The organism is Streptomyces otsuchiensis, from assembly GCF_004305975.1.
Classification (GTDB): domain Bacteria; phylum Actinomycetota; class Actinomycetes; order Streptomycetales; family Streptomycetaceae; genus Streptomyces; species Streptomyces otsuchiensis.
In genome coordinates this window covers 1-1,691 of the sequence record NZ_BHZI01000502.1, presented here as the reverse complement: position 1 = coordinate 1,691, position 1,691 = coordinate 1, and the positions used below count along the sequence as shown (strand labels likewise).

Annotated in this window: 1 protein-coding gene; it reads left to right on the top strand. The window is 76.6% G+C overall.

The features are described 5' to 3' along the window. Positions 1–183 precede the first annotated feature (183 nt). Entirely contained in the window at positions 184–1,656 is a 1,473-nt protein-coding gene (locus E0D90_RS25470; protein ID WP_130800269.1) for a dihydrolipoyl dehydrogenase family protein, read from the top strand. Positions 1,657–1,691: the final 35 nt, after the last annotated feature.

The following is a 1,691-nucleotide window of genomic DNA, read 5'->3' as shown; positions in this document are numbered from 1 at the left end:
CGCCCCGGCCCGCCCTCGCACGTCGCGCACCGCCCCACCTCGCACCGCCCCACCTCGCATCCACGCGGACACCCGAGTGGCGCGACACACGCCGATGGCCCCGCTTCCGTGGCCGGGTGCGGCGCGGGGCGGAAGGATGGAGCCGGGCACGGGCACTCGGCCCCGGGACGAAAGGTGGACCGCATGGCGGAGCAGGCGGAGCGGACCGACGCCGACAGCTTTGACGTGATCGTGATCGGCGCCGGACCGGTCGGCGAGGTGCTCGCCGGCCGTGTCTCCGAGGCGGGGCTCAGCGTGGTGATCGTGGAGAACGAACTGGCGGGCGGCGAGTGCTCCTACTGGGCGTGCATGCCGAGCAAGGCGCTGCTGCGTCCGGCCGCCGCCCTTCACGACGCCCGCTCGGTCGCCGGTGCGCGGCAGGCCGTGGGGGACGGCGCCCTGGACACGGCGGCGGTGCTGGCCCGCCGGGACGACTTCACACACGACTGGGACGACTCCTCGCAGGTGGAGTGGCTGGACTCGGTCGGGGTGGCGCTGGTCCGGGGCACGGGGCGGCTGAGCGGCCCGCGCCGGGTCACGGTCGAGACCTCCGACGGCGGGAGCCGGGAGCTGGTCGCGCGACGTGCGGTCGCCGTGTGCACCGGGAGCCGCGCCGTGGTGCCCGACCTTCCGGGCGTCTCCGAGGCGAAGCCGTGGACCAGCCGCAACGCCACCAGCGCCGAGTCGGTGCCGGACCGGCTGGTGGTGGTCGGCGGCGGCGTGGTCGGCGTGGAGATGGCGACGGCGTACCAGGCGCTCGGCGCACAGGTGACGCTGCTGGCGCGCGGGGACGGGCTACTGCCGTCGATGGAGCCGTTCGCCGGGGAGCTGGTGGCCGACGCGCTGCGCGCCGCCGGCGCGGAGGTGCGACTGGGGGCCTCGGTGACGGCCGTGCGACGGGAGTCCGCGGGCGGCCCGGTCACCGTGGCGGTGGAGGACGGCGGCGAGGTCGTCGGCGACCAGGTGCTCTTCGCGACGGGGCGGGCTCCCCGCACCGAGGACCTCGGCCTGGAGCGGGTCGGGCTGGAGCCGGGCGGCTGGCTGGACGTGGACGACAGCTGCCGGGTGACCGGCGTGGACGACGGCTGGCTGTACGCGGTGGGCGACGTCAACCACCGCGCGCTCCTCACCCACCAGGGGAAGTACCAGGCGCGCATCGCCGGTGACGCGATCATCGCCCGGCCCGGCCCGGGCGCCGAACTCGCGGAAGCCGGACTGGACATGCGTCCGTGGGGCGCGCACGCGGCCACGGCGGACACCGCCGGCGCCCCGCAGGTGGTCTTCAGCCTGCCGGAGGTCGCCTCGGTCGGGCTGACGGCCGCCGCCGCCGAGGCGGAGGGCCGCCGTACCAAGGTGGTCGACTACGACCTGGGGGCGGTCGCGGGCGCCGCGCTCTTCGCGGACGGCTACACGGGCAGGGCGCGGATGGTGGTCGACCTCGACCGGGGGCACCTGGTGGGCGCCACCTTCGCCGGGCCGGGGGTGGCGGAGCTGCTGCACTCGGCCACGGTCGCCGTGGTCGGCGAGGTGCCGATCGAGCGGCTGGTGCACGCCGTCCCCGCCTACCCGACCATCAGCGAGGTCTGGCTGTGGCTGCTGGAGTCCTACCGGACCTGAGCGGCCGGCGGGGCCGGCGGGGGACGGCGGGGGAC

Bases quoted from the DNA above. Each gene is read 5' to 3' on its own strand.
- E0D90_RS25470 (WP_130800269.1), top strand. From the start codon at position 184: ATGGCGGAGCAGGCGGAGCGGACCGACGCCGACAGCTTTGACGTGATC.